Origin of the sequence: Kitasatospora sp. NPDC059571 (assembly GCF_042735675.1) — a bacterium.
Taxonomy (GTDB): Bacteria; Actinomycetota; Actinomycetes; order Streptomycetales; family Streptomycetaceae; genus Kitasatospora.
In genome coordinates this window covers 1-7,472 of the sequence record NZ_JBHWBW010000122.1, presented here as the reverse complement: position 1 = coordinate 7,472, position 7,472 = coordinate 1, and the positions used below count along the sequence as shown (strand labels likewise).

At 75.3% G+C, this 7,472-nt stretch carries 6 protein-coding genes; 2 read left to right on the top strand and 4 right to left on the bottom strand.

The features are described 5' to 3' along the window. Nucleotides 1-85: 85 nt before the first annotated feature. The 4 genes from ACFV0G_RS16355 to ACFV0G_RS16340 form a co-directional block, all read right to left on the bottom strand. Nucleotides 86-832 carry a DUF3159 domain-containing protein gene (locus ACFV0G_RS16355; RefSeq protein WP_380547182.1) on the bottom strand — a complete coding sequence of 249 codons (747 nt, stop codon included), beginning with the start codon at nucleotides 830-832 and terminating at the stop codon, nucleotides 86-88. Next, a complete protein-coding gene (locus ACFV0G_RS16350; protein ID WP_380547180.1) occupies nucleotides 829-1,239 on the bottom strand; it encodes an OB-fold nucleic acid binding domain-containing protein in 411 nt (136 codons plus the stop codon). The genes ACFV0G_RS16355 and ACFV0G_RS16350 overlap by 4 nt, the downstream gene beginning before the upstream one ends. Before the next feature lie 74 nt (nucleotides 1,240-1,313). Next, nucleotides 1,314-1,994, bottom strand: coding sequence for a response regulator (locus ACFV0G_RS16345; protein ID WP_380547178.1), 681 nt, complete (start codon nucleotides 1,992-1,994; stop codon nucleotides 1,314-1,316). Beyond that, nucleotides 1,991-4,597 carry an ATP-binding protein gene (locus ACFV0G_RS16340; protein ID WP_380547176.1) on the bottom strand — a complete coding sequence of 869 codons (2,607 nt, stop codon included), beginning with the start codon at nucleotides 4,595-4,597 and terminating at the stop codon, nucleotides 1,991-1,993. Before ACFV0G_RS16340 ends, ACFV0G_RS16345 begins: the two co-directional genes overlap by 4 nt. Nucleotides 4,598-4,784: 187 nt before the next feature. Between ACFV0G_RS16340 and ACFV0G_RS16335 the strand changes: the two genes are divergently transcribed. Together ACFV0G_RS16335 and ACFV0G_RS16330 are read left to right on the top strand one after the other, a co-directional pair. Next, on the top strand, nucleotides 4,785-5,987 hold the full coding sequence (locus tag ACFV0G_RS16335) for an ROK family protein (RefSeq protein WP_380547174.1): 1,203 nt from the start codon (nucleotides 4,785-4,787) through the stop codon (nucleotides 5,985-5,987). 135 nt (nucleotides 5,988-6,122) lie between these two features. After that, a partial coding sequence (locus tag ACFV0G_RS16330) for an LLM class flavin-dependent oxidoreductase (protein WP_380547172.1) occupies nucleotides 6,123-7,472 on the top strand: 1,350 nt, incomplete at its 3' end.

The following is a 7,472-nucleotide window of genomic DNA, read 5'->3' as shown; positions in this document are numbered from 1 at the left end:
TGTGGCGGGGGGGGGCCCGGCGAGGCGCCCGCCCCGCGCCCCGGGGCGCGCGGCGCCGGCGGGGGGCGGCGCCCCCCCCACCCCGTCACTCCTCGTCGATCTGCGCCTTGATCGGCGGCGGCGCCTTCAGCAGGATCTGCCAGGTGACGTACATCGCCAGCAGCATCGGCGGGATGCCGAGGGCGACCTTCATCCAGCCGAGCAGGTTCACGTTGCCGGAGAGGTAGAGCGGGAAGAGCACCACCGGCTTGATGCCCATGATCACCACCCAGGCCCAGGTCGCCTTGGTGTAGGCGGCCAGCCGGCCCGGGTTCTGCTTGCGCCAGGTGAACATCTCGCCGGTGATCGGGCCGAGCATCACGCCGATCAGCGGCCAGCGGGCCAGTGCGGAGACCGCCAGCGCGATGCAGTAGCCGACGCTGTAGAGCAGGCCGGGCAGGTAGAAGTTCTCGGCCTTGCCGGTCTTCATCGAGATCCAGGCGCCGATCGCCACGCCGAAGACGCCGCTGAACGCGTGCTGGATGGTCTCCCGCTTGAACAGCCGGACCACCACGAACAGTGCGCTCAGGCCCAGCGCCGACCAGGCGGCGGTGGCGACCTGGTGCGTCAGGTTGAAGGCCACGATGAAGACCAGGCCGGGCAGCGTCATGTCGATCATGCCGCGGACGCCGCCGAAGGCCTTGATCACCGTCTCGGCGGCCTCCTTGGACGCGGCCGCCTCGCGGGCCGCGGCGTCCTCAAGGCCGTCCGCCGGCGGTGCGACGGCCGGATCCGGGCCGTCGGACAGGCGGGCGGTAGTGGCGGCGGAGTCGCCGCCGGGCAGGTTGCTCACGCTGATTCGCTCCCGTGTCCAACCGGACGCAGCTCGTAGCGGGGGTTGAACAGCACGCGACGGCCGCGTGCATGGCTGAGCCGGCCGGTGGCGATCAGCCGCCGGCCGGGCTCTATGCCCACGATCGAGCGGCGGCCGAGCCAGACCACGTCCAGCGCATCGGTGCCGTCGAAGAGCTCGGCCTCCAGCGCGGGCACGCCGGCCCGCGGGCGGAGGGTCACGGCGCGCAGCGTACCGGCCACGGTGACCACCTGGCGGTCCGCGATCCGCGCGATCGGGGTGCAGCCCGACTCGGCGGTGTCCTGGCGCAGCTCCTCGGCCTCCAGCTCCTCCGCGGAGGAGGTGAGGCGGTTGAGCATGCGGCGGAAGCGGCCCTGCGGCTGGTCGCTGCGGATGTCACCACTCATGCGGAAAGGCTACCGGTAGACCGGCCCCCGGCGGCAGAGTCGCAGGTCACCCGCGAGGGCGGACCCGGGCCTGGTCAGGGCTCGAAGCGGTAGCCCATGCCGGGCTCGGTGACGAAGTGCTTCGGGTGCGAGGGGTCCGTCTCCAGCTTGCGGCGCAGCTGGGCGAGGTAGACCCGCAGGTAGTTGGTCTCCTTGCGGTACGCGGGCCCCCAGACCTCCTGGAGCAGCTGGGTCTGGCCGACCAGCTTGCCCGCGTTGCGGACCAGCACCTCCAGCAGGTGCCACTCGGTCGGGGTGAGGCGGACGTCCGCGCCGTCGCGCTGGACCTTCTTGGCGGCCAGGTCGACGGTGAAGGAGTCGGTGACCACCACCGCGGCCCCCTCCTCGTCGACCGGCTCGGCGCGGCGGACGGCGGCCCGCATCCGGGCGAGCAGCTCGTCCATGCCGAACGGCTTGGTGACGTAGTCGTCCGCGCCGGCGTCCAGCGCCTCGACCTTCTCGTCGGAGGCGTGCCGGGCGGACAGCACGATGATCGGCACCCGCGTCCAGCCGCGCAGGCCGCGGATCACGTCGACGCCGTCCATGTCGGGCAGGCCGAGGTCGAGCACCACCACGTCGGGGTGGCGCGCGGCGGCGAGCTCCAGGGCCTGTGCGCCGTCGTAGGCGGCGTCCACCTCGTACGCACGGGCCTTGAGGTTGATCACCAGGGCGCGGACGATCTGCGGCTCGTCGTCCACGACGAGGACCCGGGTCATACGGGCTCCGCCTTTCGGTCGGTGGGATCGGTATCGGTGGGATCGGTGCCGGTGGGGCTGCTGCCGGCGGGACCGGCGGCGCGGCCGTCGGCGGCGGGCAGGGCCACCACCATGGTCAGCCCGCCGCCGGGGGTGTCCTCGGCGGTGACGGTGCCGCCCATGGCCTCGACGAAGCCGCGGGCGACGGCCAGGCCGAGGCCGACGCCGGCCCCGCGCGGCGCGTCGCCGTAGCGCTGGAAGGGGGCGAAGATCCGCTCCCGGGCGTGCTCGGGGACGCCCGGGCCGCGGTCGACGATGCGCAGCTCGACCAGGTGCGGGCCGCGCGCCGGCCGTACCGCGTCCGCCTTGACCAGCACCTGGCTGCCGTCCGGCCGGTACTTGACGGCGTTCTCGATCAGGTTGGCGAGCGAGCGCTCCAGCAGCCCGGCGTCGGCCCGCACCATCGGCAGCGTCTCGGGGACGTCCAGGGCCACCGCCTCCAGCGGCACCCCGCCGAGCGCGTACGGGACGACCTCGTCCAGGTCGGTGTCCTGGAGCAGCGGGGTGACCGTGCCGGTCTGCAGCCGGCTCATGTCGAGCAGGTTGTTGATCAGGTGGTCCAGGCGGTCGGCGCCGGCCTCGATGCCGGCCAGCAGCTCGGCCTCGTCGGCCGGGTCCCACTCGACGTCCTCGGCGCGCAGCGAGGTGACGGCGGCCTTGATGCCGGCCAGCGGGGTGCGCAGGTCGTGCGAGACGGCGGCGAGCAGCGCGGTGCGGATCCGGTTCCCCTCGGCCTCCCGGCGGGCGGCGGCGGCCTCCCCGGCCAGTCGGCGGCGCTCCAGCACCACGGCGGCCTGGGCGGCGAAGGCGCCGAGCAGCCGGCGGTCCTCGGCGGGCAGCACCCGGCCCCGCAGCACCAGCGCGAGGTGCTCGCCGACCTGCACGTCCACGTCGCCGTCCTCCGGCCGGGCGGGCGGGTGCTCGCCGGTGACGGCCGTGGTCCGCCACGGCGAGCGGTCGTCGGGGCGTTCCAGCAGCGCCGCGGCGTCCTGCTGGAACACCTCCCGGACCTGCTCCAGCAGGGCGGCCAGCACCCCTTCGCCGGTCGGTGCGCCGCGCAGCACGGTGCCCGCCAGCGCGCTGAGAGTGCGGGCCTCGGCCTGGCTGCGGGCGGCCTGGTGGCTGCGGCGGGCCGCGACGTCGACCACGGTGGCGACCGCGATGCCGACCGCGGTGAAGATCCCCACCGCGAGGATGTTCTCCGGCGCGGCGATGGTGAAGGTGTGCACGGGGGGCGTGAAGAAGTAGTTCAGCGCGCTGGAGCCGACCAGGGCGGCGGCGATCGCCGGGAAGAGCCCGCCGACCAGCGCCGCGCAGACCGTCACCGACAGGAACAGCAGCATGTCGGTGGAGAGCCCGAGGCCGTGCGCCTGCGTGAGGACGAGGGCGAGCAGCAGCGGGCCGGCGATGCCTATCAGCCAGCCGGCGACGGTGCGGGTCCGGCCGAGGTCGGTGACCCGGCGGATCGGGATCCGGCCGCGCCCGGCGGCGGCGTGCTCGTGGGTGACCATGTGGACGTCGATGTCGCCGGAGCCGCGGGTCACGGTGACCCCCACCCCGGGCCCGTAGATGTACTGCCAGGGCTTGCGGCGGCTGCTGCCGAGCACGATCTGGGTGGCGTTGACGCCGCGGGCGAAGTCCAGCAGCCCCTGCGCCGGGTCGTCGCCGAGCACGGTGTGGAAGGTCCCGCCGAGGCTCTCCACCAGGGTGCGCTGCTCGATCAGGGCCTGCGGGGAGCCGCTGCCGGCCAGCCCGTCGGCGCGGGCGATGTGCACGGCCAGCAGTTCGCCGCCGGCACCGCGGGCGGCGATCCGGCCGGCCCGGCGGATCAGGGTGGCGCCCTCGGGTCCGCCGGTGATGCCGACCACGATCCGCTCGCGGGCCTGCCAGGTGCCCTCGATGCCCTGCTCGGCACGGTAGCGCTGGAGGTACTCGTCGGCCCGGTCGGCCGTCCACAGCAGCGCCAGTTCGCGCAGCGCGGTGAGGTTGCCGAGGCGGAAGTAGTGGGCGAGCGCGGCGTCGACCCGCTCGGGCGGGTAGACGTTGCCGTGCGCGAGGCGGCGGCGCAGCGCCTCCGGGTCCATGTCGGCGAGTTCGATCTGGTCGGCGCGGCGGACCACCTCGTCCGGGACGGTCTCCCGGGGGCGGACGCCGGTGATGCCCTCGACCACGTCGCCGAGCGACTCCAGGTGCTGGATGTTGACGGTGGAGAGCACGTCGATGCCCGCGGCGAGCAGTTCCTCGACGTCCTGCCAGCGCTTGGCGTTGCGCGAGCCGGGGGCGTTGGTGTGGGCGAGCTCGTCGACCAGGGCGAGCCGGGGGCGGCGGGCGAGCACCGCGTCGAGGTCGAGCTCGCCGCCGTAGCGGGGGGCGGTCGGCCGGCGCGGGACGGTCTCCAGTCCCTCGGCCAGCGCGGCGGTGGCGGCCCGGCCGTGGTCCTCCACGAAGCCGACCACCACGTCGGTGCCGCGGGCCTGCCGGCGGTGCGCCTCGGCGAGCATGGCGTACGTCTTGCCGACCCCGGGGGCCGCCCCGAGGTGGATCCGCAGCCTGCCGCGCGCCATGCGTTCCGTTCCGTTCGCCCGGGGGCCGCCCGGACACCTGTTCGCCGGTTCCGAGACTACGGCCGATCCGTCCCGGCCTGCGCCGATCGGCCCGCTCCGGCGGCAGTCTTGGCGGCATCTTGACGGCCCCGGACCGCTTCACGCCGCCGCCACGCCCGTGCAACACCCCGCTGGGACCATCGAGCGCATGCTCTCCCTGGTTGCCTCCCCCGCACTCGACCGCGGACCGCTGCCCGCCGAGGGCGGGGGCGCCGGCGCGGTGCTGCGCACCGTCCTGGCGGGCGGGCCGATGGCCCGGTCGGCGGTCGGCCGGGCCGTCGGCCTCAGCGCGGCCGCGGTCTCCCGGCACACCGCCGACCTCCTCGCGCTCGGCCTGCTGCGCGAGCTGCCGCCGCCGGACGGCCCGCCGCGCGCCGGGCGCCCGCAGCTGCAGCTCGACGTCGACACCCGCCACCACCTCGCCTGCGGGGTGCACATCGGCGTGCCCTGGCTGACCTTCTCGCTGCTGGACCTGCGCGGTCGCGTGGTCGCCCACGAACGGCTGCCCCGGACGGGTGACGCGGCCGAGGTGCTGCGGACCGTCCGCACCCACCTGCCCGGGTTCACCGCCCGGCGGGCGGCCGGCCGGTCGCTGCTCGGGGTCGGGGTGGTGACCGGCGGCTGGGTCGACGCCGAGCGCGGGGTCGTGGTCGAGCACGCCCCGCTGGGCTGGCGGGACGTGGCCGTCCGCGACCTGCTCGCCGGGTCGACCCGGCTACCGGTGCACGTGGACGGGCACGCCCGTGCACTGGCCCGCGCCGAGCTGCTGTTCGGCGCCGGGCAGGGCTCCACCGAGCTCGTCCAGCTCTTCGTCGGCAACGTGGTGGACGCCGCCATCGCCACCGGCGGCACCGTGCTGCGCGGCCGCCGCTCCCGGGCCGGCGACATCGGCCACCTGCCGGTGCCCGGCTCCGCCGAGCCGTGCCCGTGCGGGCGGACGGGCTGCCTCCAGGCCACCGTCTCGGACCGCGCGGTGGCGCGCCGGGCGTACCGGCAGGGCCTGATCGGGCGGCCCGACCTCGACCTGCTGATGGCCCGCGCGGCGGCGGGCGACACCGCGGCGGTCGCGCTGTTCGAGGAGCGGCTGGCGCTGGTCGCGCCGGTCGCCGCGCTCCTGCTCGACGTCGTCAACCCCGAGGTGCTGGTGGTCAGCGAGGCCGGGCTGACGGTGGTGCCGGAACTCGCCGGGCAGCTGCGCCGCCAGGTGCTGGAGCACTCCCGGCCGGAGCCCGCCAGGCTGGTCGCGGCCGGCTCCTTCGGCCGGGACCTGCTGGCGGTCGCGGCCTGCGCCGGCGTGCTGGACAGCGCGTACCAGCGGCCGATGGAGCTGCGCACCGCGCGGGCGTCCTGACCTGCCCGGATGCTTGTGGCGGGGCGGTCAACGGGGCATTAATTCCACCGCCCGGAGAATCGTTGTCCGCCCCCGGCGGGGCCCCGCAGGATGGCAGACGACCCCCCGTCCCCGCCGACCCCGGAGCGCCCCGCCATGCCCGACCAGCGCCAACTGCACTTCAACCTCTTCCTGATGGGCGTCGGCCACCACGAGGCCGCCTGGCGCCACCCGCGCACCGACCCGGCCCGGGCCGCCGACATCACGCACTTCCAGGACCTCGCCCGGCAGGCCGAGGCCGCCTCGTTCGACTCGGTGTTCCTGGCGGACGGCGTGGAGGCCCGCTCCGACGGCGGCTGGGGGCTGATCAGCCACTTCGAGCCGTTCACCCTGCTCACCGCGCTCGCGGTGGTCACCGAGCGGATCGGCCTGATCGGCACCGTCTCCACCGGGTTCTCCGAGCCGTACAACCTGGCCCGGCAGTTCGCCTCGCTCGACCACATCAGCCGGGGCCGGGCCGGCTGGAACATCGTCACCTCGGCCGGCGACCGCGCCGCGCAGAACTTCGGCCGCGAGGCCAACCAGGAGCACGCGGTGCGCTACCGCCGTGCGGACGAGTTCCTGGAGGTGGTCACCGCCCTGTGGGACAGCTGGGAGGACGGCGCGCTGCTGCTCGACCGGGCGGCCGGCACGTTCGCGGACCCGGCGCGGGTGCACGAGATCGACCACGCCGGCGAGCACTTCCGGGTCCGCGGGCCGCTGAACATCCCGCGCAGCCCGCAGGGCCACCCGCTGCTGGTGCAGGCCGGCTCCTCGGACAACGGCCGGGCCTTCGCGGCGCGCTGGGCGGAGGCCGTGTTCACCGCTCAGCAGACCCTCGCCGAGGGGCAGGACTTCTACCGGAGCCTCAAGCAGCAGGCCGCCGCGGCCGGCCGCGACCCCGGCCGGCTGAAGGTGCTGCCCGGTGTGGTGCCGGTGCTCGGCTCGACGGAGGCGGAGGCCCGGCGCCTGGACGAGGAGCTGGACGCCCTGATCAACCCGGCCCGGGCGATCTCGGTGCTCTCCGGTGTGCTCGGCGTCGACCTGACCGACCATCCGCTGGACGCGCCGCTGCCGCCGCTCCCGCCGGTGTCCGCGATCAACGGCGCCAAGAGCCGCTTCGAACTCGTCCGCGACCTGGCCGAGCGCGACGGCCTGACGCTGCGGCAACTGGTGGGCCGCCTCGGCGGCGGCCGCGGCCACCAGGTCGTGGTGGGCACTCCCGAGCAGCTCGCCGACCACATCGAGACCTGGTTCACCGCCGGCGCCGCCGACGGCTTCAACATCATGCCGCCGATCCTCCCCGACGGCCTCACCGACTTCGTCGATCAGGTGCTGCCGATCCTGCGCAAGTGCGGCCTGTTCCGCGAGGGCTACACCGGCCGCACGCTGCGCGACCACTACGGCCTGCCGCGCCCGGCCGGCCGCTGGTCGGCGGCGCCGGCCGGGTCTCTGATACACATCTCC

Excerpts from the sequence above, each read along its gene's own strand:
- ACFV0G_RS16345 (WP_380547178.1), bottom strand. The coding sequence starts at position 1,994 with ATGACCCGGGTCCTCGTCGTGGACGACGAGCCGCAGATCGTCCGCGCC.
- ACFV0G_RS16340 (WP_380547176.1), bottom strand. The coding sequence starts at position 4,597 with ATGGCGCGCGGCAGGCTGCGGATCCACCTCGGGGCGGCCCCCGGGGTC.
- ACFV0G_RS16335 (WP_380547174.1), top strand. The coding sequence starts at position 4,785 with ATGCTCTCCCTGGTTGCCTCCCCCGCACTCGACCGCGGACCGCTGCCC.
- ACFV0G_RS16350 (WP_380547180.1), bottom strand. The coding sequence starts at position 1,239 with ATGAGTGGTGACATCCGCAGCGACCAGCCGCAGGGCCGCTTCCGCCGC.